Source organism: uncultured Vagococcus sp., assembly GCF_963518325.1.
Classification (GTDB): domain Bacteria; phylum Bacillota; class Bacilli; order Lactobacillales; family Vagococcaceae; genus Vagococcus_D.
Map to the genome: position 1 here is coordinate 58,570 of NZ_CAUQJB010000001.1, position 26,751 is coordinate 85,320.

Below are 26,751 nucleotides of genomic sequence, written 5' to 3' on the forward strand. Positions count from 1 at the left end.
CAGACTTTGAGAATAAACTAAATCATTAGGGTTCATCCACATACAGTCCTTTCTCGTGTATATAGTTTATCACACTTTGAGGCAGAAGGTAGTTGATTGAACACCCTTCTGCCACTTTCTTACGAATATAAGACGAACTTAAATCCATTAAAGGCACATCCACCCAGATAATTGGATAGCTCGATTCTATCGGATAGTTAGGTCTACGGACGCCGACCAATTGGACCAAGTCCAGCAGTTCTTCCAATCGATGCCACTTGGGCAGATAATCAACCATGTCGCCACCGATAATAAAATAATAATCTGTCTCGGGATTTTGTTGGGTTAATGCTTTCATCGTGTCATACGTGTAACTTTTTCCAGTTCGTTCAATTTCAATGGTTTCAATTTCCAAATGCTCTGCATCACTTAACGCCAATGCCAACATATCCAAACGGAAATTAGCAGAAATCGTCTTTTTTTCATCCACATGAGGAGATTCATTGGACGGCATTAAATAAATTTTATCCAAGCCTAACTGATGGTAGACTTGATCAGCAATAATTAAATGAGCGTTATGAACGGGATTAAAATTGCCACCAAGTATCCCTACTTGTCTCCTTGACTGCTTTTCAAGAGGTTCAACTTGCGGCTGAGTTAAGACTTGACATCTTCCCTTAGATTCCATTATGACTCACCTCATTGTTTTATAGTTTACGGACGTCGATTGATAATTTTTGGTTAGCTTCTTTTGACGATGGCTTAAACAAGACCAACACACGGCCAATAATTTGGACAACATCACATTTGATTTCTTTTTCAAGAACTGCAGCCACGTCAGTTGCAACCTCGTCAGTATTTTGTAAAAGATTGATTTTGATTAATTCTCTTTTCTCAAGAGCTTCCTCAATCTGAGTTATCATCGCCTCATTTAAGCCGCCTTTACCAATTTGAAATAACGGACTTAAATGATGTGCCTGACTACGTAAAAAGCGTTTTTGTTTGCCTCTTAATTCCATGTTTCTTCCTCTTTTCTAACATTCCAATCAGGAAATGCCTATCTTACTGTTATACTAATGCCTTTCGACGAATCACGTCAACACCTTTAGGCGCCCATCCAGCCACCACACAAGGCTCACTGACCATAATCCAACCTAAACCGGCAAAGACAATATCTGTGTTTTCTTTAACAGAAAATTCAAACCGGACTAATTCCGGAAAATCCTCTGTTTCATCAGGACGTGGTGGTTGTAACAGTCCACCTACATGCTTTTGATAAAACTCGTCGGCTTTTTCTAATTTCGTTCGGTGAATTTCCACATCATTTGAGACGTATGCCACAAATGAGCTGCGTTTCCCTTGAATGAAATCAAAGCGGGCTAAACCGCCTAAGAACAACGTTTGTTCCGGATTAAGTTGATAAACTTTCGGTTTGATTTCTTTCGTTGGCGCAATAATTCGCAAGTCTTTTTTTCCAAGGTAATGAGCCATTTGAAATTTATGAATAATACCGGGGGTGTCAATTAAGAACTTACCGTCTTCCAGCGGAATTTCAATCTTATCTAAAGTCGTACCAGGAAATTGAGAGGTTGTAATAAGCTCTTGAACCCCTGCTGTGGACTTAATGATTGCATTAATTAATGTTGATTTACCCACATTGGTCACACCTACCACATAGACATCTCGTCCATTTCGGTACTTTTCAATCGTCTCTAACAAGGTTTCCATTTCCAATGGTTTCTTAGCACTGGTTAATAAGACGTCAATGGGACGCAAGCCAGCCTCGTGAGCTCGTTCTCTCATCCATTGGGTCATTTTACCACGCTTCAAGGATTTTGGTAATATATCGACCTTGTTGCCAACTAATAAAACCGGATTGCTGCCAATAAAACGATGTAAACCAGGAATCAGACTGCCGTTAAAATCAAAAATATCAACCACGTTGACGATTAAAGCGTCCTCTTGTCCAATGCCATTTAACAACCGTAGAAAATCATCATCTGTTAATGACACATCTTGAATATCATTATAGTGACGCAGGCGGAAACACCTCTGGCAATACACTTCCCCTGATTCTAACCCTTTTTCCAAAGCTGATTGGGGCGTATATCCTAAGCCCTCTTTGTCTTCTGTTTGAACAATTGAGCCACAGCCTATACAACGAATTTCTTCGCTCATACTAATTCACTTCTCCATTCCATATCTGAATGATTTTTTTTCAAGGTTTTCATAACTACTTTCTCCATTGCTCGATTTGGCTTAGTATTCCAAGCATCTGATTTTACAATCGGTTGAACTAAAATGGAGCGTATGCCCGCACCGTTAGATGCCCGAATATCGGTCATCACCTGGTCGCCGACCATGACGATTTCACTTTTTGGTAGCCCTAGTTTACTTGCAGCCTCGTTCATCCCTTTCGCCAAGGGTTTTAATGCCCGAGCCACATAGTCCAGTTCTAAATGGGAAATCGCTCGCTCTACTCGTTCAGCCTTATTGTTAGAAACAACGATGACTGGAATCTTCGCCTCTTTCATCGTTTCAATCCAATGAAGTAATTCTTTTGTCCCATCTGGATTATTCCAGGCGATTAACGTATTGTCCAAGTCCGTTAAGACCGCTTTAATGTTATGTTTCGCCAATTGTTCCGGCGTTAACTGATAAATGGCCTCTAACATCCAAGTTGGTTTAAATTTCGAAAACATACATGCTCCTTTCAAGGGCGTCTAAATTTAAGTGAGGTCACACTTTCTCACCTAAAAAACAGGCGTACTGACTCAGTACCCCTTTCATCAACCTTATTATACATTATTTCCATGTTATTTTCATCCTATTACCACTACTTTTCTCAGAGTCATCAAAAAAGGCCTGAGACTATTGCTCAGACCTACACCATTATTTATGAAAAAAGATTGCGGATCATATCGGCACCGCCGATAAAGTTTCCTATTACCCCACCAATATTAGCCATCATCACAACGAGTAATATTCGTAGTACCCGGTTTCTAAAAAAACCTTTCACACTTGAGATATCTTCTTGAACCGTCTGTAAATCATGGACCCTTGGTTTCCGCAATGTCGCTTCAACAATTCCCGCAAAAAAGCCCACAGCTACTAAGGGATTGAGCGTGCCAATCGGAGCTGTCACAAAGGAAGTTAAAATCGTCAAAGGATGCCCCAAAGAAAACAAGGTAAAGAGTGCAGCTAACCCACTGTTCCAAAGAATCCAAGTAGACAGTTGTTGCCAGCCAGTATCCACACTAACAAAAAAGGAATAAATCACTAGCGCAACAATCGCCGCTGGGAACAACCAACCGATCAGCTTCGTCGTTTTTTTAGCAGGTGGAACAGTCGAAATCCTTTCTAAATCGTGGGTCTCAAAGATTTCTTTGGTCACACCAGGTACATGGGCCCCACCTAAAACTGCCACAATTTTTCCACCTGGGGCTTCTTTGATTTTTGTCGCTAAATAAATATCACGCTCATGTACGAGAATCTGTCCAATAACAGGGAATTCTTTTCTTAAATCAGCTAAAGCACTTTCCAACATATCGCTTTCTAACATGTTTGCTAAATCTGCTTCTGATAATTCCTCTTCCTCATCTTCAAAAGACACAAACAAGCTAACTAGCAATTTAGACTTTTCCCAAAAACTCAATTCCCGCCAAATCCGCAAAAAAGTCGTTTGAATATCTCGATCGGCTAGAATAATGTCCGCCCCGATCTCTTCAGCACTTGAGATACCTTGCAACATTTCTCCACCCACAGGCGTATCCAGCTGTTTAGCCATCTTTTTCTGATAAGAACTTAACACTAGATTAACGAGTAAATAACCAACTTTTTTAGATTTTATCACCTGGACAATATCTGTCTCTTCCCAAGCCTTTGGGTGACGAATATTATCATATCGGGCTTCATCTAATTCGATGCAGACGCTGTTCGGTTGCTCTGCCTCGATAACCTCTTTAACTAAGGTGACACTTTCTTTTGACACGTGAGCCGTGGCAATTAATATTATTTCTTTTCCTTCATAAGATAATCGTGTAATCGCTTGTTCCATTTAGTTGTGACTCCTTCAATCCGTTTATAGGCCCCTTTGTCATCTCGTTATCTCTGATAACACTAGGGACTCTTTCTATTATAATACTGGCTATAAAAAAATGATAGTTAAACAGACAAGCCGTTGCAAATAACCAGTATTAAGGGGCCTACTCCGGCTCTAATACTGGTTAACCTCTTACTTTATCGTCTACAGATGGCAGATTTTTCCGTTTGTAAAAAAGTACGTCTAACCTTTAACATTTGAGCAATCCGCTGTTCAGCCAAGTGATTGGCCGCCGCCGCTGTCGTAATGTTCTCTGACTCAGCAATTTCAAAAACCTGTCCCATTTGCTCATAGATAGCTTTGACTTTAACAATCGCCCGTTCTTCATCGTACCCACTTAATTCATCGGCTACATTAATAACGCCCCCACTGTTAACTATGAAATCTGGGGCATAGAGAATGCCTAGTTCTTTCAACCTTTGACTGTGAATCTCGATGTCCGCTAATTGGTTGTTGGCAGAGCCACAAATAGCTTTCACCCTGAGTTGAGGAATGGTTTCATCATTGATAATCGCACCCAAAGCACATGGAGAAAAAATATCCGCTGCCACACGATATATCTCATTGACTCCCACAGCTTCCGCACCAAAATCATTGACTACCCGTTGAACAGCTTCCTGATTGATATCAGTCACAATTAATTTTCCGCCATCGTCACGAATTAACTGGCATAAATCATAGGCCACATTTCCCACACCTTGGATGGCAATTGTTTTCCCCTTTAGAGAACTGTCACCAAAAACCTCTTTAGCCGTTCGTTTCATGGCAGAATAGACACCTAAAGCAGTCTTGGCACTGGGGTTACCTGAAGAACCTGCTCGTGCAGTACTGCCAGTAACATAGTCAGTCTCTAAGTACATCTGATTCATATCGTATTCTGTTGTTCCAACATCTTCCGCAATGATATAACGGCCATTCAAACTTTCTACATAGCGACCCATGGCTCTAAATAACGCTTCACTTTTATCGGTCTTAGGGTTGCCGATAATCACTGACTTGCCACCACCGATATTTAAGCCTGCAGCGGCATTTTTATATGTCATCCCTTTGGACAAACGTAACACATCTCGTAACGCAGCTTCTTCACTCTCATAAGGCCACATGCGACAACCACCTAAGGCTGGCCCCAAAGTCGTATCATGAATCGCGATAATCGCTTTTAAGCCCGACTCCTTATCTTGGCAAAAAATCACTTGTTCATAATCTCCCATGCTCATTTCTTCAAATAACATCATCTTAATTTCCTCCAATTCACCTTATTAAAGAAAGCGTTCGCAACGCCTTAATGGTAACACTCCTGACACTATTCAACAACCAAAGTTTGTGAAAGTAAGAAATTTCTTTCTCCCTTCTAAGCCCTCTGAAAGGAATGGAATATTCTGACAATAACCTCTTATTAAATAACAGTTTCTTCTATTAAATAAGATTAGCTATATTTAGAATGTATGCTTAACCAATATTATAGGTATTATTCATCTGCTTAGCTATATGCTAAACTATCTATAATTTAAGAAAGAAGTCAGCTTAACCGCTACACTTTTTATCAATAATGAGAGAGTTACTGATTAAAAAAAAATCATATAATTGTCGCTTAACCTCTCTTTTTTATGATATTTTCCCCCATATTAGAAAGTAAGTCAAGAAGATTCAATGAAGGGGATTTTTTTGACTTGTTAAAATAACTAAATAAAGCAAAAAACTGGCTTCTTTCTTAAATAGTAAAGGTCCATTGGACATATTCTAAGATTATCACAAACTTAGAATGGAATAGGAGGAGCTATGAAAAAGAAATTCGGGATTATGCTGGTATCATTAACGCTTGCATCACTATTGGTGGCTTGCGAGAAAAAAGACGATACGATCAGCGAGAAAATGGAACAAACGATTAACATAACGTCAGAAGCACAAATATCGACAATGGATCCTGCTTTAGCTGCGGACACAACGTCGACGCTGGCGATGAATCAGGTTTATGAAGGCCTCTATGTTATTGGAAAAGATGATGAGTTTGTTTTAGGGGCTGCGGCCGAGGAGCCGACTATTTCCGATGATCAGTTGACCTATACATTCCCTCTACGAAAAGAGGCAAAATGGTCAAATGGGGACCCTGTTACGGCTCATGATTTTGTTTACGCCTGGCGCCTAATTGCTGACCCAACAACCGGTTCACCAAATACCGATGTTTTGTTGGGTGTCATTAAAAATGCCCAAGAGATTTATACCGAAGGAGCCAATCCTGAGACTCTTGGAGTCAAAGCTCTCGATGATCACACCCTGGAAGTGACCTTAGAGCAACCAATTCCCTACTTAAAATCACTTTTAACTTTTGCCATCTTCTACCCAAAAAATCAGGCGTTTATTGAGAGTCAAGGGGATGACTATGCAACCAGTGGCGATCACTTGGTTTACAACGGGCCTTTTGTCCTTAAAAAGTGGGACTCATTCGCTGATGAATGGACCTACGAAAAAAATCCAGAATACTGGGATGCCAAACATGTTAAGTTAACAGATGCCAAGGTTTCAGTCATTAAATCACCTTCCACAGCGGTAAATCTCTTTACTACAGGAGAAGTTGACGTCGTAAACAAATTAACCTCTGAATTCGCCAAAAACTATCGTGAGGATGAGAGTTTTTTACCTGTCAGTCAATATGTAACTTTTTTCCTAAAGATGAACCCAAAACGGGGCGACAAAGAGACACCCTTGGCTAACTTGGACTTACGGAAAGCCATTGCTCAAGCGTTTAACAAACAACAATTTGTCGATAACATCTTAGGCGACGGTTCTACTCCAACTAATCATTTGATTCCTAAGGGTCAAACACCGAGTCCAGATGGTAAGAGTGACTTTACCGATGCTGCCAGTGAGGCCTATGATTATTTTGAGTACAATCCTGAAGCGGCAAAAAAATCATGGGCGCAAGCACAAAAGCAACTAGGCGATACTGTTTCAGTTGAATTTTTAACTGATGATACAGATGCCGCAAAAACCTCTGCAGAATTTTTTGCAGATCAACTACAAACCAATTTACCTGGTCTGACCGTTAAAATCGTTCAGGTACCATTTCCAATTCGCGTTGAACGTGATCAAAAGCAAGACTTTGAGATTCAATTAAGCGGCTGGGGAACCGATTATCGAGATCCGTTGACGGTGATGCGAATCTTCACCTCCAATAATCCAACTGGTGGTATCACTTACGCAAATCCTGATTACGATGCCTATATTAACGCCTCTCGAACGACAGATGCTACAGATAATCCTAAACGAATCAAAAACTTTATTGAAGCCGAAAACATCTTGTTAAATAAAGACGTTATGTTGGCACCTATCTACAATCGCTCACTGGCGATTTTAAGTAATCCCACTATTCAAGATATGTACTGGCATCCATTCGGCCCCAGTTATAGTTTAAAATGGGCTTTTCGTCAGTAATTCTTAGTAAAATCGACGAGATTCCCATGTCTAAGAAAAAGCTAAAAGCTGTTAGGTACTGATGTTCTTTATCTATTTTCGGTACCTAACCGTTATTAGAAATCAATTAAAAGGAGTTGTCCCATGACCCTGCTCATTCAAAACTGCAGATTAGAAACTGGTTTCAATATCGTCAATCAGCAAGTTGTCAGCACTAAAACGGAGACATATGATGTGTTGATAACAAATGGTATCATTTGTGAAATCGCCAAAGCCATTCCAACTACACCTGATATGACACTAATTAATGCTCAAGAGGCGCTGTTACTGCCGGCCTTAAAAGAGATGCACATCCATATCGACAAAACTTACTTCGGCGGCCCTTGGCAAGCTTGCCAACCTATTACAAATGGTATTTTTACTCGTTTTGAGGAAGAGCGTACTCTTTTGCCTAATCAATTGGACACTGCTTATGATCGAGCTTGTAAGGTGTTAGAACATTATATTGCTCAAGGACACCATCATATTCGCAGCCACTGTAACGTGGATCCTTATATTGGTACTAAGCATATCGAGCTGACAAAAAGGGCCTTTGACACCTATCGTGATTATTTGACTTACGAAATCGTGGCTTTCCCTCAACACGGTCTTTTAAGATCAAATGTCCTGCCTCTAATGAAAGAGGCCATGAAAATGGGCGCTTCTCATGTTGGCGGTGTTGACCCTTCAACCGTTGATCGGGACGTTGATCGTTCTTTGACGACGATTCTCGATTTAGCTGTGGAATTCGAGGCTGGAGTTGATGTCCATCTTCACAATCGTGATTCATTAGGTGAATATGAATTTTATAAATTAGCTGACTACACCCGACAAGCTAATAAACAAAACCAAGTGACGATTAGCCACGGCATGGCTCTCGGTGACTTGTCCGGAGAAGCCTTGACTAAGATGGTCGACACATTAGTAGCTACGGGAATCGACGTCACTACGACTGTTCCCATCAATCGACCGACGATGCCGATCCCTCAGTTAGTCAAGGACGGCTTAAGGGTCTCCCTCGGCCATGATAGCCTAACTGATCACTGGTCTCCTTTTGGAACGGGTAACACAATCGCAAAAATGAATGTCTTGGCTCAACGCTTTGGCTTAAGTGACGAACTAAGACTTAGTCGTATTTGGCAATACGGAGCAGGCGGTTTATTGCCACTTGATGACTTTGGTCAGCAAGTCTGGCCTTATATCGGTGCGCCAGCCGATGCTGTTTTGGTTTCCGCTGAGTCTTCGGCTCATGCCATTGCACGTCAGCGAGAGATCACTCATACGATTACCAAAGGTATTTGCGCCTATGAACAATCTAACCGAATCGATCAGGGGGAATAGCCGATGACAACCAAACGCTTAATTAATGTAAAATTGGAAACCGGTCGCCTCATCAATGAAGGTCAGTTACGTACGTCCACAGCCCTTTACACCATTGATTTAGACGACACATTGATAACAGGAATCTACCTTAAGGACCAAGAACCCATATTCACTGGCCCGACGATTGACATCAAAGGTCGCTTGGCAATGCCACCTTTCAAAGACATGCACAATCATCTCGATAAAACCTATATGACACTTGGCTGGCGGGCTGCCTTACCAGTAGGGAGTTTCCCCGAACGCTTGGCAGCTGAAGCAAGCGAATTGCCACTGCTTGCCCCTTCAACCGAACGCCGCGCCAAGGCAATGATTGAAAGTTTAATGAAACGTGGAATTAATCATATTCGCACACACGTCAACATTGACCCTTACATAGGATTAGAAAATCTAGAAGGCGTTTTAAACGCACTCCAACACTATGACAAATTTATCACATATGACATTGTAGCCTTTCCCCAGCATGGACTACTCCGTGACAAGGTTCCGCAATTAATGCGAGAGGCTCTCCGTTCCGGTGCGACTATGGTTGGGGGACTTGATCCCGGTGGCATTGACAATGCTGTTGAAAGGTCTTTAGACGAAATCATGTCTCTTGCCACCTTATTTGATGCTGATGTGGATATTCACCTTCACGATCGTGGCCATTTAGGCACTTATACCTATAGTAAATGGCTTGATATAGTCGCTGAAAACCACTATCAGGGGCGGACAGCAATCAGTCACGGCTTTTCTCTTGGAGACGTCAGTATCCCAGAACAAGATGAACTTATCGCCAGACTTAATGAACAAGATGTAAAAATCATGTCCACTATCCCTTATGGACTAACGCACCAAATGCCGCCGATTGACCGCTTGCGACAAGGGGGAGTTAACGTTCATCTCGGTTGCGATGGCTTTTATGATTCTTGGAGTTCCTGCGTTTCAAGTGATGTTTTAGAAAAGCTCAGCACATTTTGCGAATTAACGGGAAAAATCACCGAAGAAGGCTTAGCCGATTCTCTTTCTCTCATTACTAATGGTAAACAACCACTAACCATGGGACAGCTCACTTGGCCATTAGTCGGTGACTCGGCTGATTTTATCTTTATCGAAGCAGCGGCTAGTGCGGAAATCATCGCCCGAAAACCGATTGATCGCTTAGTTATGTTTAACAGTCAGATTCTTCAATTTTAAACAAATAACCCACAGCAAAAATTGCTGTGGGTTATTTGTTTATTACGGACATGTCAGGTGAAAATCATTGTCAAGGCACTAGCAATTAAGGGGACTTCCACCTCATTTATGGTACGGACATCGAGTTGAACTTGGTCGTCTTTAATTCTAGCAATGATGGGCGTCTGAGAATCTCTCAAAGCCTTTTCCAGTTTGTCAGCCGTCAGATTTAAACTCTTTAAGGTCACTAATCTAGTCGGCAATTGAACCCCTGGGTAGGATCCGCCGCCGACTTGCGATAGACCTTCTACCACACTTATTTCCAATGGCAGATTTAAAGCCTCTAACGTCTGTTTTAAGTCAGCCCCTCTTTTTTCAATTTCCTCTTTTGAAAGAGATAATAAATGTAAGGTTGGGATGTTTGTCAACAAGGATTCTGGCTTTAAATATTCCTTCAACGTCAATTCCAGTGCGCTGAGGGTCATTTTATCCACCCGCAATGCCCGAGTGAGCTGATTAGCCTTCATCTGATCGATATAAGTCTTTTTTCCAACGATAAGACCTGCTTGGGGGCCCCCTAACAGTTTATCGCCACTAAAGGTAATGATATCACACCCGGCTTGAACACAGTCCATAACGGTCGGTTCATAAGGAAAGCCGAAGGGGGTCAAATCAGTTAATAAGCCGCTACCTAAATCATTCATCACCGGAATATGATGGGAACTCCCTAACTTAACTAATTCTTCCATAGGGACGGTTTCCGTAAAACCAATCACTTTATAATTGCTTGTATGTACCTTTAAAATAGCTCCAGTGTTTTCATTAATCGCTTGCTCATAATCACGAAGATGAGTTTTATTAGTAGTGCCAACTTCACGTATAATTCCGCCACTCAAGGCGATAATATCGGGAATTCTAAAAGAACCGCCGATCTCAACCAACTCACCACGAGAAATAATAATTTCTTTCCCTTGGATAAATGTTTGCAAGGCTAATAATACGGCAGCCGCGTTATTATTTACAACTAGGCCGGCCTCAGCACCTGTTAGTTTCAATAAATCCGCTTCTAAATGCTGATACCGTGACCCGCGACTGCCTTTTTCTAAATCATACTCTAAATTTGAATACCCAAAACTAATCTCAGCCAGTTGTTTCTGTATCATCGGTGGCAACTGAGCTCTGCCAAGGTTGGTGTGAAGGACAACACCTGTGGCATTTATTACCGATCGTAAATAAGGTTCTTGGGTCTGTCGGCAGCGTTCTTTAACAGGTCCAATAAAGCTTCTCAGGCTGAGATCAAGCGATTCATTCCCCTCTATTATGGACTGCCGACGACGGTTAATCTCAGCTTGTGCGGACTCTTTAACCAAGGACCTACCATAGTACCTGACAACCTCTTCCAGTTCAGTCGCCATTAATAACAGATCGACTTTTGGTAGTCGGCTTAAATCATCTTTATTCATCAGAATCGCCTCCTAGTTGAAACTGAGTATAGGTCTTACGAGCATGGTCCTCAATCATTATTCGATACATCTTGGCCTGATCCCCCATCTTCTCAAGGTGTTGTGCAATTGTTGTCAAATCAGTGTCGTTAAATTTTAACGCTAAACCACAACTAGCTGTAATAGACTCTGGTGTAGGAATTAAGCGTGCTCTTAAATGACGCTCTTTGACCCATGACTCCATTTCCATTGCCTGATGAGTGGAATTAAACGCAACAAGATAGTCCATTTCCCAATCTCCTCTCTATGGCTTAACAATCCGTGAGGCTTCACGCATCATTTCAACAATTCGATACATATTGGTAATCTCTCCGACCTTTACTTTTTCCGTCAGGCCATAATAATCCGTACAAGCCCCACAAGCATAGATTTCCACACCGTCATTAGCCAACCTAGTTAAATCCTCAAAAGAGTCAGAGGCTTCCACTGTAAAGTGAACACCACCATTATACATAATCACTCGGCTTGGCAAGCGATCTTGTTCAGTCAGCGCATAAATAAATCCTTTGATTAAAGTGGCCCCCAACTTGTCATCCCCCCGTCCCATACAGTCGGTATCGATGACAACGGTGTATGCCTCATCCAGTTGAGGTCTCGTTTCTTCCAGAACCGCTTCTGGACTTGTCTCATTTTTACTAATGATAACGGAATACTCTTTAAGAGCCAATTGTTGGGTGGCATAACCATACCCTTTCTGTTCCGCTAACTTTTTCAAATTTTGAGTGGCGATTTCATTGTCCACTTTAATTTCAACTTTATCGTGTTCAACTAATGCTTTTTTTGCTTTAATAACGGGTACAGGACAGGCTTCGCCTAATGCATTTATTTTTTCCATATCAATTCCTCCTCTTCCTTCACATATACAGTCTTTTCTTGACGTTCTATGACTTCGCCGATGATTGTTCCTTCTAGTCCACCTAGAGCCATTTCTTTAATCAAATAATCTGCCTCATCTGCAGGCAAACTGACCAGCAATCCTCCAGATGTTTGCGGATCAAAAAGAATTTCTTCTAAAGCAAAATCCTCGCACTGAAACGCAATTTGCTCACTTAAATAGTTACGGTTCCGTTGCCCACCTGCTGTAACTAACAACTCTTTCGCACACTCATAGGCTTCTTCAATATAAGGCACTTGCGACACAGTTAGCACGGCTGAACATTTTTCATTCATCATCTCGACTAAATGTCCAAGTAATCCAAACCCCGTCACATCGGTGCAGCCGTGAACCGCTCGTTGCCGAATATAGTCAGCTGCTTTTTTATTAAGGGTTGTCATTGATTTAACGGCTTTTTGAAACGCTTCTTCTGTTGTTTCAGCCACACTGAAAGCTGTTGTGATAATGCCGACACCGAGAGGTTTTGTTAATACTAGAACGTCCCCCACTTGAGCTCCGTTATTCCTTAGAATTTTTTGAGGATGCACCGTTCCTGTCACTGACAAGCCATACTTAGGTGCAGCATCATGGATGGAATGTCCCCCTACTAAAATCGCTCCTGCTTCTGCTACTTTTTCGGACCCTCCTCGCAGAATTTCTCCTAAAATACCAAGATCCATCTCTTCTGGAAAACAGACGATATTCATGGCAGACAATACGTCCCCTCCCATAGCATAGACATCGCTTAGTGCGTTAGTAGCAGCGATTTGACCGAAAAGATAAGGGTCGCTCACCATCGTCGGAAAAAAATCCAAGGTTTGAATTAATGCCATCTCCTCACTGATTTTTATCACCCCCGCATCGTCAGTCGAGTCAAAACCGACTAAAAGTCGGGGATCCTCATTTTTAGGTAACTGCTCTAATAAATTTGAAAGATTCCCCGGACCGATTTTAGCGTTGCAGCCTCCGCATATAAATAATTGACCAAACTCTTCATTTACCATTTTTTTCACCTCTATATTTTTAGGTACTTCATTATTTGCTCACATTTGAGCAACGTAACCATAACATCCAGCCTTTATCTTTTTAACGCCGCCATTCTGCTGTCCATTGGAAATAGACAATTGACTCATTCCACTCATATATGCTACTATGATTGTGGGAGTGGATGGGTTCTGGTGTTCCTTGCGGTCTTCAAAACCGTTTTGAGGGGTTAGTAGCTTCTTAGGTGGGTTCGATTCCCACACATTCCCGCCAATTGATAATAAGTGATCAATCTTTTCTTTATTAAGATAATCATGTGCCATAAAAAATTGTCTCTAGCTACTTAGGTGGCTTTTTTTTGTCGATCAACTATTTGTCAGCCCACCGATGACTGGGAGTCCCTAATCCTTAAGCCTTGCTACCGAGAATTCTGACACTTTCCACGCGCTTCGTTATCTGCTGTTTATCTAGATATTCCAAAATCAGCATGGATGCTTTTCGACTGGACTCTGTTCTATTTCTAAAATCGGCTAAAGTCATTTCGCTTTTCTCACTCATTAGTTCCCTGACAATCTGAATCCCACGATCCAAATAAACTGTTGAAATGACGTATTCGTGAGTCAAATAAACCAATTCTCCTTCCATGACTTCGATTACCTCTAGAGCATTTTTATTGTTAGCGATTAGTTCCTCTACTTTAATTGGTAAAAAACCGCTCTTTAGCAACTCTTTTAACATCCGCTCTTTTTCCCCCACATGATAGGCATTTAAGACCACTTGAACATTAGGATCGCCAATCCCACGGTCAGACAAAACAATTTTATTTAACTGGGCCATTTCATTTAAAAGTAGCTCCAGTTGGCGTGGTGTTCCCCCAAAGGCCATTTTCGAGCGAAACTCTTCTATGGGCATCCATTGACGAAGGCGATAAGCCTTGCGATAGCTCACCAGAACATTCAATACAGCCTCTTCTACAGCGCTAAACCTGTCACAGGCCAGATAATAATCAGCTAATTGAATCACCTCGCCCTCATCAACTAACTGCCTTAATAAGATACTGATAGCCGTTGTCTCAATTGATAAGTACTGACTTATTTCCGCCACTTTAGTCAAGGGGTCTTGCTTGTTTTGCAAAAAGTCATAAACTAAGTCTTGATAACTCCCTTGATCTTTAATCGTCAAGCTTTCAACGACTTTTTCTTTAAAACGACGATGCTTTTGCGGATTACTGTCTAAAACCACTCCGCCACCAATCGTCACAACGGGGGAATAGCCTCGCAAAATGAAACGATCTCCTTGTTTAACAGCCACTTGTTCTTCTAAGCGCAATTGAACGAATCCGTCTTCTCCTGAATTAAGTTTCTCAACACCTATTGGCACAAGTCTAGCCATCACTTCCCGAGTCCCAATTAGCAGTCGTACACGTTCCCAGAGTCCAATCCCCGGCTCATAGCGTTTCAAACAATTAACTTTAGCATCCAACATCCAAGCTAAGCTAATATTATCAGGGACCGTCAAGACATCGCCACGACTAATGTCCTCCACCTTCAAATTACTAAGATTTAACGCGGTTCTTTGCCCTGTAACGGCCGACTTAACCTCTTCCTCATGAACTTGGATATGCCTAATTTTCGCTTTTCGCTGACTTGGTAAACAGACGAGCTCATCCCCAACTGATAAACGACCTTCAATTAGCGTTCCTGTCACGACGGTTCCAAAGCCTTTGACTGAAAAAACTCGATCCACATTCAAGCGAGCTGGAACTCGTTGTCTGTTGGGACTGCCTCCTTGGATTCTGTCCTGAATCGCCCTCTTTAACTCATCTATACCTAAACCAGACAGGGCGTCGGTCTCAACAATTGCCACTTCTTTTAAAGGTGTCTCATTTAGTTGGTCTCTAATATCTGAAATCACCAACTCTTTCATCTCTTCATCAACCGTGGCCACCTTCGTTAAAACGATGATAAAATCTGTGATCCCTAATAACGTCAAAATATCCAGATGCTCTTTGGTTTGAGGCATAATGCCTTCATTGGCATCAATTGCCAGTAAAACCAAATTGATGCCTGGCAAGCCGGCAACCATGTTTTTGATAAATTTCTCATGACCAGGGACATCGACTATGCCGATACGCTGTTTGTTTGGTAAATCCAAATAAGCGAATCCTAAATTAATTGACAGCCCTCTTTTTTTTTCTTCTTTTGTGGTATCTGTCTCAATACCTGTTAAGGCTTTTATCAAGGTAGTTTTTCCATGATCAATGTGTCCAGCTGTCCCAACTACGGTATGCATCAACTCTCACCTATTTTCTTTCTATAAATTAAGAGCTTCGCAAGTTCGGCCAGCCTTTTAAAGGTTCAGACTTACTTGCGAAGCTATTAGGTCTTATTTACCTCTCAATTCCCACTCTATTAGCAAATACTATTGGTTTAACTTTCTACTAAAACAGATTTAGTCTTCATGGCTTTTAAGAACATTGAAACGCCAGTGTAAAGGACCACACAAACGATAATCCAAGTCAAAATGTCCAAGTTTAAGGCCACAACAAATTTAGCTGCAACGATTACCCCTATTGTACCACCAACGATGATCCCTAGGGAAGTCTTTCGAGAATATTTACCAGCTTTAACAAATTCTGCACTGGCAACTGGCATCAGACCTGCGCAAGACCCCATCATAATTGGCAACGCCACAATCGGACTCATCCCCAGCATATACACCATGGCCATACACGGAGCGTACAACCCGACACCTACGGTCATCAAAGCGCCAAAGATAAAATTACCGACAATCCCAATAATCAAAGCGCCACCTGTCAACCCAAGGGCTGTGTTCCCTTCACCTAACATCTCCAACATGCCAAGCTGTTTTAACGCCATTAAAGCGGCTGTCACGATTAAGGCAATTCCCATCACTAGCTGAATATTGCGCTCAGGTAATTTAGTCACTGTTTTTGACCCAATCCAAGATCCGACAATAGCTGCAACAATCAAGGAAAACAGGGTTAATGGTTCAACTTTAACCACGGTAATAAAGATAAACGCTTCAATCATAACAGGGATGGTATGTGACACATTTAGCGTCCCCGGCAATAAGTCATCTGATTTTAACGATTTAAATAGTTTGAACAGTAAGGTTGTTGGGGCAAAACTGCCAATTCCTAATGTATCTAGAAAATCTGTCACAAATCCAATACCACCAGCAATCAGGAAGTTTCCTTCGCCTAAATTAGCACGATTCTCGTAGATATCTTTGCCAAAAATAACCATGTAATACGCCAACAAAAGGCCTAAGCCTGTTAATAAAATAGTTACCATTATTTTTCGCCTCTTTTCTTTTGCCTATTGCAAGACAAATCCATGATTTAGGGGATCTTCCGGGTCAATCAGAAAACTGTTAAAACCAGTGATATAAGCTGATCCACTAACATTGGGAATGACCCCATCAAACTCTCCGACCTTCGCTTCTTTAACTACTTTCCCTTTAAACAATGTCCCTAAAATACTTTCATAGACAAAAGGCGCTCCCAAAGATAACTCTCCCTTGGCATATAAGGTTGCCAGTTTGGCACTGGTTCCCGTGCCACAAGGAGACCGATCCACTTGTCCATCACCAAAGACAACCACATTTTTATACGTCGCTTCCGGATGAGTTGGTTCGTCATAAAACTCCACAAGATCAACACTGTTTATGTGTGCCATGGTTGGATGTTGAACCTCAATTTGCTCATTGATCGCCTCTCGCAATTGAATTCCTATCTGAGAAAATTTTGAGGCGTTTTTCGGCTCAATCTTCAATCCAACTTCACTTGATCGAATGATGGCAAAAAAACTGCCGCCAAATGAAATATCGAAAGTCACCTTCCCGTATCCTTCCAACTCAATTGTTTGATTTTCTTTATAGAGAAAAGCCTCCACATTGTCAAATGAGACCTCCTCGACTGAACCACTAGTTCCGTGATGAGCAATCGCTCTTACAATTCCAGCTGGTGTTTCTAAGACCACTTTCGTTTCTTCAGCATTCGGACCTGATTCAACCATCCCTGTTTCAACTGCTGCGGTCACTGCAGCAATGGTATTATGTCCGCACATATTTAAATACCCACCAGCATCCATAAAGATGATACCAAAATCGGCTTCTTCAATCGTTGGCTCTAGAATAAAGGCCCCAAACATTTCATTGTGTCCACGAGGTTCATGCATTAATGCGGTTCTCAAATGATCTGAATGGTCAATCAAATACTGTTTTTTATCAGCCATGGTTTCCCCTGGAAATTTAGGGATGCCTCCCGTAATTAAACGGGCAGCTTCACCTGCTGTATGAGTATCAATGGCTGAAATCATCGTTGCTATTTTCATAATATTGCCTCCTAATTAGTCATTTCATGTTAATAAATGAGCAAGTCACCCTATCGGCTATTACTTTCCATCCTTGCGCATCTTCAATTTCAAAAATGCCAAGGCCTTTGTTGCATCTGTCTCACTTACTGTATTCTCACCTACGACTTCGGTTTCTGTTCCGGTTGTTGATTTATTAATATCCACAACTAAATCCGTGTAATCGTTTTCGACAACAAATTTAGCTTGTTGCCCGATAAATTTTAGACCAATCACACTGATTCCTGCTTCACCTATTTTTTCCATTGTATTCGCAAAGTCAACGTCCGAATTTCCCCAACCATCTGAGGACAGGATAGCCCCGTCGCACCTCATCCCTGCCAACCAACGAGCTGTCCGCTCACCTACAAGGTATTTCATCTTATTATCTTGAGGTGTTCCAACTACTACGACACCTTGAAAATCAATGTCAGGATCATTGGCAAAAACGGCCAATAAGGGGTCTCGGAAGTGGTGCAAGGACGTCTCTTTTGTTGAAGGACCTATTCCCATTCGATTCACTCACTTTCTAGAATTTAAAGATCATACCATTGCGCGAATAGCGCCATCACGGTACTCATTAGCACTTAATAATATAGGCATGTTATTGATATCAATGATTGATATCCCTCCTACAAAGCCACTAGGTTCATTCGGGAAAAGTAAATTATCGTACATGGCGCCCTGCCCTGCTACTTGTTTAACCATTGCCACTTTTGGCTTACCTGTTGAATGATAATTCTGAAAGTCATGAACTTCATCGGCCAAGCGTCCATTCACCATCTTTAACAACTGGCGTATAGGTTGAATCACCTGATCCACATAAGCAAACATGTCAAGACAAAGGGGTCTTTCGAGAATAGCGCCTTGTTTTGCGATTAAATCAATGTGAATGAGATAATCACTTTTTTCAGGGGTACCATTTTTGCCAAAAATCATCTGTTCAGATAACCGTCCGTCAGAGGATCCAAACTCATGCATTTGTTCGCCATTTAAAATTTTTCCAGTCATCAAGACATAGACACCCGTTAACGTATGAGTAATACCTTGGCCAATATCGCCTAATACTTTTGTTGAAATCGGGATGACATCCATAATGGTATTAATTTCAAGGTTATGCTCGTAAGGCTGAATAATACTGATGGTTACTTTTTCAAAATCATGATCTAAGTGTGAGTTTATCGGCAGTGACAGATGCTTATCTTTATAGTTATAAGTATCTGCAAGTGTGACATCTTCCACATGAAATGCTTTAATTTTTAAGGTAGACTGCTTACTCATCATTTCACCTCTTCTACTGAGTTCAAAGATCTGGAGTAACTGATGCTTTCATCTCTAGTTACTCCAGATTTCAAACCAATCCATTATTAGTCGATTATCAAACAGCTGCCAAAAGATGTTTTTAACGTCCTTTATAAATATTTTTCCCCATGGGCCATTTACACATGAGCAATGTATTCGTAAGGTAAAGGTACAATTTTACCCGGTGTTTGAATAGCAACTAACTCTGTTAAGGTGTCTTTTAATATATGAGTTTGCATGTCAATATTATGAGGCTCTCCAGCATTGGCACCCATTGGTACAAGTGGCGCTACGGCTCTTGGAGATCCATTCTGTCTAACGACAGGTGGTAATGCTGCAATTAATATCGTAGGAATTCCTGCTTCCTCAATAGCTCTCTGCACGATCACGGCAGTTCTGTGGCAGGTCCCTCAACCAGCAGTTAAAACAACTGCATCGACGTCTTCTTCCACTAATTTTTGAGCTATTTCTGGACCGGTATGATTAATAAACGCATCCTGGTCTCCACCACCGCCCATAAACCCAAAGTGAAGAGGGGCGCACTCCTTAATGAACCCTTCAGAAGCTAGTTCTCTTAAACGCTCAATCGGAAACATGCAGTTAACGTCTTTATTGACGTCAGCATTATCGTAACCCCCATGTGAAACCATTAAATCTTGTACGTCGGCATCGCTTGGAATTTCACGGTAACTTGTATCTCCCGCTAAATTAAACCGCTTATCGCTTTTCAGATGAACACCTGCAGCCGTTGCCATGGCAACACGCATTTCTTTTAACTCTTTGGTAACAGGTGTAAAAACTGATTTAGGGGTAATTGGCACAAAAATCTCAGATTGTAACCCGTTAAATACTGTTAATGACATGTTAATTAACTCCCTTCGACTTATTAATTTTCTGTTTTCATTTCGTAACGACTTTTAATTTCTTCCATTCGCCTTTTGTTTTGTTCGATGGCATAGACATATTTTTCATCAGGCTCTGGATCCAAAACTTCAGGATACGACATAACGAACCCAACAACTTGTCCGACTTTTAGTTCATTGTGCGAAATCAGCATCCGTTTTGGAAGTTTGATTTGGCCTAATCGTCCTTTTAAGTCGATCGTGACACCGGCATCTGTTAATTCGACCAAAATGCCTTCATACATCCGTTCAGTTGAAATATACTTTAATCTATCCATACATACACCTTCAAATAAAGTTTTTATGATTATTCTTGTTCGTAGATTTCCAGTCTCTTTTTACTCTTAGGCAGTACTTGCTCATTATCTGCCAACGCGACCTTCGTTCCTAATGTGGCCTCGATTGCTTCCACATTATTTTGCTTGACATTAGGATTCCACTTACGTTCGGCTTTTTCAATTGTGCCACCACCCATTAGCGTCTTAATCATCGCCAGAGCTCTAAGAGCATCCTCAGGACAAAGGGTATTATTTGATAAGATTTCATTTTCAATCCCTTGCATCGATTTATTGTTATCAATCATGGCATTCATGTATTTATTCCCAACCACTAAGGCCCCTTGAACAGCGCTATAAGTCTCGCCAACGACGTGAACGCCACGCTTGCCAATTTCTTCAATGTGAGAAGCAAAATCAATGTGATTATTTCCAAAGCCTTCCGTTGTCACAATTGCTCCATCAATGCCCATGGCTTCAATCGTCATGCCTAACCGCTTAGAAACATAAAATTTCTCTGAGTTAGCTTGAGGTGATCCCACAAACATAACGCCTACCAAATCAATTTCTTGATCTTCCATAGCCGCTTTGACCAGAGGTTCTCTAAAGTAATGACGAGAGGTTTCTTTCGAAGCGGGCCCAATACAGGTCAAAGCGTGAATGCCGCCATCTAAGACCTCTGTCGGCGCCAACATAACAGGCAAATTACCTAGATCAACATTTGGCTTCGCCCCCAAAACACCAACAGGCTCTACTGGCATAATCAAATTGTCGTGCATGGCGCCTTGTCCCATAATCTCTTTGACAATCAGCACACGTTTTTTTCCTGGACGACGGTATTGAACGATTTCCTCAGAATCAACAACAAGGGCGTCATCAGCTACTTTCATGGCTTGACGAATTTCTTCTGTGATGTGATCAGCAGATTTATGGGCAGCTAACGGTCCACTGCGTTCCATGTTAGTGCCCGCCTTAACGATCACTTCGACTTTAATGAAAATATCACCTTTATCTGGCGCACCCGGTCGTCCCCACATAATATTACGGTCAAGTTCTCCTTCTGATGAACCAAATTCACCAATTTGGACACCATTAGCATCCGTACCAGTAAGAACGATCACGACTCCATCTAAAATTCTCGTAATGCCGTGGCCGAGATCCCCTTCTTCTTTCGTGGCAATCGGTTGAACATCCATAATCGTTTCGCTATAAACTTCATATTTATCAGGTGTGATAATTTCCACATTCATATCTTCTACCAATTCTTGCAATTCAACTGATTCTTTGCAGATGTCAGCGGCACTGCGAATAGTTAAGGTTGTACCTTCTAGTTTAGTCTCATCACCAAATACCACGTTATCAATTTTGAAGTGCTTACGAACAAAAGAACGAACTTCTTGTTCAGCAGCTTCTTTTGGCACGATTGCTTTTGTGACTGCCTGTGATTCGATTGCAACTGGTACTTCTGGAGCAGCTCCCATAGCCCCGGCTAGCATTAGGGGAATTTCTAATTCAATTCCTTTTCCTTCTGCAATGTGAATTTTTACCATTTGATTGGCATTCACAGCTGCTGGAATAGCAGTCGTCGTTATGCTATTGTCTACTTTTTTCTGTACTTTCGGCACTTCCGTAGAAGGTTTTTCTTTTTCAACAACGGTTATTCCTTCTAGTAATTCAGCGGTTAAAGGAACTAACGCATCGGTTGTTTTTAATAATGTTGCACCCAGTACTTCGCCGATGGTCAACGTCTTGTCTCCAAGGCTTAATAAACCAGAATCTTCCAAGTCTGGAAATATTACCGGATCTTCTAAATCTCCGGGTCCAATCACTTTTCCTGATTCTGTTCGACAACAAAGTACGGCTGGATCTTTTGCATGCTCTTGTGCAGTTTCTACAGTAATTGACATTTGTCAAAACCTCCCATTAATTATTATGTTAGTCATCGGTGGGTAATTTTCTGTATAGTTTGTGACCTGCAGCACGAAGCACATGATCCGTATGATGATAAACTGGAACTCCTAACCTAGGAGCAACACCCATGACGGTGTTTGTTCAATCCTGACACGTGCCCGTTAAGATAACTTCAGCACCTGCTTTTTTCATAGATAATACTTTTTCAGCTTGTCCTGGACATATCCCCGGCAAGTCACATCTATATCTTCCATTAACTTCAACCATCCGTTTACAACGTTCAGCTGCCACAACTTTTGCACCCATATTGGTTGCAATTTCAGTCAAGCGTTCTTCACTACCACCACATTCACAAATTAAAATACCAATGTCTCGTGTTTCCTGGGGATAAGGCATCGCAACAATAAATCCGCCAGTTGTTTTCATAACCGGACTCATTTCGTCACCACCGGCTCCTGTGAAAGGCCCTCCTAAAACAATCTCCCCATGAGGTTCAATGTAACCTCCCGTCGCTTCAATTAACGTCGCTGCAGGTGTCCCAATCGGAATCTCTCTGAAGACAGTGCCATTGATAACTCGTCCAGACACGGTCAAATCTTTATCAATAAACGGCTTTCTGAAGATGACGGCTTCTGCTACATGCTTAACTGTTTCAATATTTGAAACAATCACGTTCGCCTCAATCGGCAACTGACCTGGTTCAAGTGTCACCCCAACCAGTTCTCTGACTACCACTCGCTCATCCCCTGCTGGATACATATCCGATAAAAATTTAACATGAATGGTCGCTTCGTCTTTAACGGCCTCTTCCAATAATCTAACTGCCTGTGTATATTTGGCTTTGATGGCCACATAGACCTCAGCTGCCTGAGTAATTTCCTGCATAATTTTTAGACCCTTGATTAAGAGCTCACTGTCCTCTTCTATCGAACGAATATTGTGAGCCAATAAAGGTTCACATTCAGCAGCATTCGCAATTAAATAACCGCCTTTAATCGTTGAAGATAATTTGACATGAGTTGGAAAACCAGCACCACCAGCACCAACAATCCCTGCGGCTTCAATCATTTCTAAAGGATTAACGGATTCTTTAATTGGTAGAAACTCGTGATTCTGTTCGTTCGACAAACTAATAACAATCCCGGTATTAATACTTGTCACCTGACCGTTAACACTGGAATGAATGTTCGCTCCAAGTCCATTAGGCGTTGCAATGAGTTGCCCGCGCCTAACTTGATCGCCGACTGATACAATCGCCTGGCAACTTGGACCAACGTGTTGTTTTAATGGAATTTGAATAGTTACCATGTTTTTTTTCACCTCCTTCTATCGATTGATTGAACTCGACATAAAACGTGTCTAATTCCCCTACATATTAACATATAAAAATATAGAATGCATCACTTTATCACAGGTTTGTCGATGTTTTTCACAAAAGAACCAATTTGAAAATAAATCGGTTACAATTCTTGTTATATTTTACGTCCAACAATTGACTTTTCATATTCTCCATGGTAACCTTAATAAATAAACCGATATAAACATTGCTACAACAAGGAAAATAAGCATTCCCACTCGACCATCTCACTTAATATCGCAGTAAAAAAAGTGACTGATTCAAATGCAAACGTGGTGGTATCAAATATAATAAAATCGCTTTAAAACGGTTTTATAGTGTTATTTTTCACAATAAAATAAAAGTGTCTATTTCTAACCAATGAGTGTCTAAATGACATTTAATAAAGGAGGCCATACAATTGAATACCGATAACACAACTTACTTAAACGGTTTTTTCTATCATTTGGAAGAGAAAAGGTTTTTTTTAAAACAAGAAACCAGTATCAAATCCTATATACAGTCCTTTGAGAACAACCCAGAACTGTCTGCCACTGCCTTTATTTCAGATAACCCCATAAAGTTAACTTATCGTGTGCCTTATTTCCGACTGCTTTACGTCTTAAAAGGGTCTATTGGAATATCTGTGGATCAAAAAGAATTGGATTTTTTTGAAGGTGGCGTTATTTTAGCAAACCCTAATTCTCATATTGTCTATCGTGGCATGAGCACAGATACTGAGGTTGCTACGATTATTTTCAAACCAGAATTTTTTAGCAATTTATTCTTAAGTGATTTAGTCGATTTACCCCTATTTTATGATTTTGTGATGCAAGGCTTAGATGAGAATTACCAGAAAAGCAATTATTTTTTCTTTCAACAATCTTTAGAAAATTTTAGTAATTACTTGCTATTATTTCTTTTTAAAGAAACTATTTTGAACAACCCCAATAAAGCAGTTAAACATCCCGCTTTGTTTCTGCTGCTTTCAGAACTAGATGATAACAAAGATAAGACATTGGTTTTGGAAAAATCAACTTTACCTTCTAACTTATTTATTGGTGAGATTCTTAAACATATTAACCATCATTACGACGAAGTATCCTTAAATGAATTGGCTACTCTTTATAATTTACATCCTAACTCCCTTTCGTCCATGATCAAAAAACAAACAGGTAAAAATTTTTCAGAGCATTTAACAGAAGTACGCTTAAACAGAGCGTCTTATTATTTAAAGAACTCAACTGTCTCAGTTCAAGAGATTAGCGAGAAGATGGGCTACCAAGATAAAAGTTATTTTTTCCGCTTGTTTAAAAAGCATTTTGGTCTCTCGCCAAACCAGTACCGCAAGAAGAATCAACAGTTTATTGAGAAGACGTAAGAGCGTTTTTTTCGTTGAATCTTTGTCATTTAATTCTTTTAATTGCGATTTACATTTGACAAAGTTTAGTTTTAATATATAATTGGCATTACCAAATTGAATAGTTAGTATGGACTAGTAAAGGTATTGCAAATACTTACAGAAAGAAAATCATTAGCTGAGAGATTTTCGTCAATGGCGCCCTTGAACCTACCAGAAGTTATTTTTCGGTGAGATACCGTTATCAGCTATTAGAGTCGTAAAGTTAGCATTACTTTAAAACAAGGTGGTACCGCCAATTATTGGTCCTTGTATTAAAGTAATGCTTTTTTATTTTTATATAATGAAAGGTGGATTTTTGCATGTCAGAAAAAGAATTTGTAAAAGAAATTACGAAACGAGACGTGGATTTTGCTAAGTGGTATACGGATATTGTCTTAAAGAGTGAACTATGTGATTACTCTAGTGTTAAGGGATGTATGATCTTACGTCCTGCTGGATTTGGCTTATGGGAAAATATTCAGGCCGTTGTGGATAAGCGCTTAAAAGCGATGAAACATGAGAATGTCATGATGCCGATGCTTATTCCTGAACATATGTTATTAAAAGAAGCTGAACATGTGGAAGGTTTTGCCCCAGAAGTTGCTTGGGTAACTCATGGTGGTGACAGTGAATTAGCCGAGCGTCTAGCCATTCGCCCGACATCAGAAGTCCACTTTGCTGAACATTTTAAAAAAATTGTCCGCTCCCATAGAGATTTACCAAAGCTGTATAATCAATGGGTCAGTGTGGTTCGCTGGGAAAAAACAACTCGCCCATTCTTAAGAACTACTGAATTTTTCTGGCAAGAAGGTCACACTTGTCATGTTGATTTTGATGATGCCAACGATGAAGCTTTACAAATTTTAGAGTTATATAAGGACGTTTGTGAAAATATGCTGGCAATTCCAGTGGTTGGGGGCGCCAAAACTGAAAGTGAGAAATTTGCAGGTGCCGACATCACCTATACGAATGAAACCTTGATGTATGATGGCAAAGCGTTGCAAATTACGACTTCTCACCACTTAGGCGATAACTTTGGTCGTGCTTTCGACATCACTTACGCGGACAAAGAAGGCAAAGAACAATTTGTTCATCAGACCTCCTGGGCGATTACAACTCGCTCAATTGGTGGCATCATCATGGTTCACGGAGATGATCGCGGTCTTGTATTGCCACCTCGAATTGCCCATGTCCAAATCATGATTATTCCGATTGCCCAACATAAAGAGGGTGTGTTGGATAAAGCCTACGAGCTTGAAACTAACTTACTTGAACGTTTTACTGTCCGCGTAGACGATTCTGATAAGCAAGCTGGTTGGAAATTCAATGATGCTGAGATGAAAGGCATCCCTGTTCGTATCGAGTTTGGGCCTAAGGATCTTGAAAAAAATCAAGTAATCGTTGTCCGCCGTGATACGCTTGAAAAACAAACGATGGCTCTTGACGAGCAATTAGAGGATAATCTTGCCAAGTTAATGGATGATATCCACGATAATATGCTGGCTACCGCTCGCAAACGCCAAGAAGAAAAGACACATCGGACAAATGATAAAGCTGAGTTTATTGAATTGGTTAAAAATGGTGGTTTTGTCATAGCTCCTTGGAATGGCGAAGATGCTGTTGAAGAACAGATTAAAGAAGAAACAGGCGCAACAGCCCGCGTTATCGCTTTTGAAGATGCTAACGCCGATTTAACAGATGTCAAATGTGTTTGGACTGGCGAACCTGCCAAGTTTATTGTTCACTGGGCAAAAGCTTATTAACAATCTTTCCCCCATCTTTTCAACTAAGATGGGGGATTTTTTTCTTCTCTATCTCCCC

General features: G+C 41.0%; 24 protein-coding genes and 1 tRNA gene. 6 read left to right on the forward strand and 19 right to left on the reverse strand.

The genetic code is table 11. From position 1 onward, the window contains the following. Window positions 1-25: 25 nt before the first annotated feature. From RWN13_RS00255 to RWN13_RS00280, 6 genes are all read right to left on the reverse strand, one after another. The gene (locus tag RWN13_RS00255; RefSeq protein WP_314059288.1) at window positions 26-667 is read right to left on the reverse strand and encodes a nicotinate-nucleotide adenylyltransferase; all 642 of its coding nucleotides are present in this window, start codon (window positions 665-667) and stop codon (window positions 26-28) included. Window positions 668-686: 19 nt separating this feature from the next. Next, window positions 687-998, reverse strand: coding sequence for a ribosome assembly RNA-binding protein YhbY (gene yhbY, locus RWN13_RS00260; RefSeq protein WP_314059290.1), 312 nt, complete (start codon window positions 996-998; stop codon window positions 687-689). Window positions 999-1,047: 49 nt separating this feature from the next. Beyond that, window positions 1,048-2,157, reverse strand: a complete 1,110-nt coding sequence (gene yqeH, locus RWN13_RS00265; protein WP_314059291.1) for a ribosome biogenesis GTPase YqeH — start codon at window positions 2,155-2,157, stop codon at window positions 1,048-1,050. After that, window positions 2,154-2,681 (reverse strand): YqeG family HAD IIIA-type phosphatase, encoded by a 528-nt coding sequence (locus RWN13_RS00270; protein ID WP_314059292.1) that lies wholly within the window; start codon window positions 2,679-2,681, stop codon window positions 2,154-2,156. Before RWN13_RS00270 ends, yqeH begins: the two co-directional genes overlap by 4 nt. A gap of 194 nt (window positions 2,682-2,875) precedes the next feature. Then, complete coding sequence (locus tag RWN13_RS00275; protein WP_314059295.1) at window positions 2,876-4,036, reverse strand: TraB/GumN family protein; 1,161 nt, start codon at window positions 4,034-4,036, stop codon at window positions 2,876-2,878. A gap of 182 nt (window positions 4,037-4,218) precedes the next feature. Further along, window positions 4,219-5,316 (reverse strand): Glu/Leu/Phe/Val dehydrogenase dimerization domain-containing protein, encoded by a 1,098-nt coding sequence (locus tag RWN13_RS00280; RefSeq protein WP_314059297.1) that lies wholly within the window; start codon window positions 5,314-5,316, stop codon window positions 4,219-4,221. 544 nt (window positions 5,317-5,860) lie between these two features. Between RWN13_RS00280 and RWN13_RS00285 the strand changes: the two genes are divergently transcribed. From RWN13_RS00285 to RWN13_RS00295, 3 genes are all read left to right on the forward strand, one after another. Then, a complete protein-coding gene (locus RWN13_RS00285; protein WP_314059299.1) occupies window positions 5,861-7,513 on the forward strand; it encodes a peptide ABC transporter substrate-binding protein in 1,653 nt (550 codons plus the stop codon). A gap of 123 nt (window positions 7,514-7,636) precedes the next feature. Beyond that, window positions 7,637-8,872, forward strand: coding sequence for an amidohydrolase (locus RWN13_RS00290; RefSeq protein ID WP_314059300.1), 1,236 nt, complete (start codon window positions 7,637-7,639; stop codon window positions 8,870-8,872). A gap of 3 nt (window positions 8,873-8,875) precedes the next feature. Beyond that, window positions 8,876-10,087 (forward strand): amidohydrolase, encoded by a 1,212-nt coding sequence (locus tag RWN13_RS00295; RefSeq protein ID WP_314059302.1) that lies wholly within the window; start codon window positions 8,876-8,878, stop codon window positions 10,085-10,087. A gap of 53 nt (window positions 10,088-10,140) precedes the next feature. On the opposite strand, the gene selA is transcribed toward RWN13_RS00295, so the two are convergent. The 4 genes from selA to selD are packed head-to-tail and all read right to left on the reverse strand — an operon-like array spanning window position 10,141 to window position 13,446. Continuing rightward, window positions 10,141-11,529 carry an L-seryl-tRNA(Sec) selenium transferase gene (gene selA / locus RWN13_RS00300; RefSeq protein ID WP_314059304.1) on the reverse strand — a complete coding sequence of 463 codons (1,389 nt, stop codon included), beginning with the start codon at window positions 11,527-11,529 and terminating at the stop codon, window positions 10,141-10,143. Further along, entirely contained in the window at window positions 11,522-11,797 is a 276-nt protein-coding gene (locus RWN13_RS00305) for a DUF3343 domain-containing protein (RefSeq protein ID WP_314059306.1), read from the reverse strand. Before RWN13_RS00305 ends, selA begins: the two co-directional genes overlap by 8 nt. 15 nt (window positions 11,798-11,812) lie before the next feature. Further along, window positions 11,813-12,403, reverse strand: a complete 591-nt coding sequence (gene yedF / locus RWN13_RS00310; RefSeq protein WP_314059311.1) for a sulfurtransferase-like selenium metabolism protein YedF — start codon at window positions 12,401-12,403, stop codon at window positions 11,813-11,815. Beyond that, window positions 12,391-13,446 carry a selenide, water dikinase SelD gene (gene selD, locus RWN13_RS00315; RefSeq protein WP_314059314.1) on the reverse strand — a complete coding sequence of 352 codons (1,056 nt, stop codon included), beginning with the start codon at window positions 13,444-13,446 and terminating at the stop codon, window positions 12,391-12,393. Before selD ends, yedF begins: the two co-directional genes overlap by 13 nt. Window positions 13,447-13,602: 156 nt before the next feature. On the opposite strand from selD, the gene RWN13_RS00320 reads away from it, so the two are divergent. After that, window positions 13,603-13,699, forward strand: a tRNA-Sec gene (locus RWN13_RS00320). Window positions 13,700-13,834: 135 nt separating this feature from the next. Here RWN13_RS00320 and selB read toward each other — a convergent pair. The 9 genes from selB to prdC all read right to left on the reverse strand — a co-directional run bounded on the left by selB (window position 13,835) and on the right by prdC (window position 23,500). Then, a complete protein-coding gene (gene selB / locus RWN13_RS00325) occupies window positions 13,835-15,718 on the reverse strand; it encodes a selenocysteine-specific translation elongation factor (RefSeq protein ID WP_314059317.1) in 1,884 nt (627 codons plus the stop codon). A 137-nt stretch (window positions 15,719-15,855) separates the two neighbouring features. Further along, entirely contained in the window at window positions 15,856-16,743 is an 888-nt protein-coding gene (locus tag RWN13_RS00330; protein ID WP_314059320.1) for a sulfite exporter TauE/SafE family protein, read from the reverse strand. Between the two features lie 24 nt (window positions 16,744-16,767). Next, window positions 16,768-17,784: a proline racemase family protein gene (locus RWN13_RS00335; RefSeq protein ID WP_314059322.1), complete on the reverse strand. Its 1,017-nt coding sequence runs from the start codon at window positions 17,782-17,784 to the stop codon at window positions 16,768-16,770. Window positions 17,785-17,844: 60 nt separating this feature from the next. Next, the gene (locus tag RWN13_RS00340; protein ID WP_314059325.1) at window positions 17,845-18,315 is read right to left on the reverse strand and encodes a glycine/sarcosine/betaine reductase component B subunit; all 471 of its coding nucleotides are present in this window, start codon (window positions 18,313-18,315) and stop codon (window positions 17,845-17,847) included. Window positions 18,316-18,345: 30 nt separating this feature from the next. Beyond that, window positions 18,346-19,086, reverse strand: a complete 741-nt coding sequence (gene prdD, locus RWN13_RS00345; protein WP_314059327.1) for a proline reductase cluster protein PrdD — start codon at window positions 19,084-19,086, stop codon at window positions 18,346-18,348. 155 nt (window positions 19,087-19,241) lie between these two features. Next, window positions 19,242-19,967, reverse strand: a complete 726-nt coding sequence (gene prdB, locus RWN13_RS00350; RefSeq protein ID WP_314059329.1) for a D-proline reductase (dithiol) protein PrdB — start codon at window positions 19,965-19,967, stop codon at window positions 19,242-19,244. Between the two features lie 23 nt (window positions 19,968-19,990). Next, on the reverse strand, window positions 19,991-20,284 hold the full coding sequence (locus RWN13_RS00355; protein WP_314059331.1) for a CBO2463/CBO2479 domain-containing protein: 294 nt from the start codon (window positions 20,282-20,284) through the stop codon (window positions 19,991-19,993). A 29-nt stretch (window positions 20,285-20,313) separates the two neighbouring features. Then, on the reverse strand, window positions 20,314-22,188 hold the full coding sequence (gene prdA / locus RWN13_RS00360; protein WP_314059335.1) for a D-proline reductase (dithiol) proprotein PrdA: 1,875 nt from the start codon (window positions 22,186-22,188) through the stop codon (window positions 20,314-20,316). 28 nt (window positions 22,189-22,216) lie between these two features. Continuing rightward, complete coding sequence (gene prdC, locus RWN13_RS00365; protein ID WP_314059337.1) at window positions 22,217-23,500, reverse strand: proline reductase-associated electron transfer protein PrdC; 1,284 nt, start codon at window positions 23,498-23,500, stop codon at window positions 22,217-22,219. Window positions 23,501-23,949: 449 nt separating this feature from the next. Here prdC and RWN13_RS00370 point away from each other — a divergent pair, with 449 nt between their 5' ends. After that, window positions 23,950-24,909: an AraC family transcriptional regulator gene (locus RWN13_RS00370; RefSeq protein ID WP_314059340.1), complete on the forward strand. Its 960-nt coding sequence runs from the start codon at window positions 23,950-23,952 to the stop codon at window positions 24,907-24,909. A 341-nt stretch (window positions 24,910-25,250) separates the two neighbouring features. Further along, window positions 25,251-26,693: a proline--tRNA ligase gene (proS, locus tag RWN13_RS00375; RefSeq protein WP_314059343.1), complete on the forward strand. Its 1,443-nt coding sequence runs from the start codon at window positions 25,251-25,253 to the stop codon at window positions 26,691-26,693. Window positions 26,694-26,751 lie beyond the last annotated feature (58 nt).